Annotated in this window: 1 protein-coding gene; it reads left to right on the plus strand. The window is 75.5% G+C overall.

Going from position 1 to position 282, the window contains the following annotated elements:
- On the plus strand, positions 1-282 hold a 282-nt coding region (locus JYB62_RS19715; RefSeq protein ID WP_205647101.1), incomplete at both ends, for a TolB family protein.

Consider the following 282-nt stretch of genomic DNA (forward strand, 5'->3'; position numbering starts at 1 on the left):
GACCACGGTGCTGACGGAGCCGTTCGACCACTCGGCCGCCGGCTGGACCTGGTCGCCGGACGGCCAGACGATCGTGTTCCACGCCGAGGCGCGCGGGCGCACGAACCTGTACGCGCTCCCGGCCTCCGGCGGAACGCCGCGCGAGATCCTGCGCGGAGGGACGACCAGCGGGGCCGAGGTCACGCCCGGCGGCGAGGTGGTCTTCCAGCACCACGGCCTCGACTCACCCCCGGAGATCGGCGCCGTGCGGCTCGACGGCAGCGGGATGCGGCGGCTGACCCG

Origin of the sequence: Algoriphagus lutimaris (assembly GCF_017051705.1) — a bacterium.
GTDB classification, from domain to species: domain Bacteria; phylum Bacteroidota; class Bacteroidia; order Cytophagales; family Cyclobacteriaceae; genus Algoriphagus; species Algoriphagus lutimaris.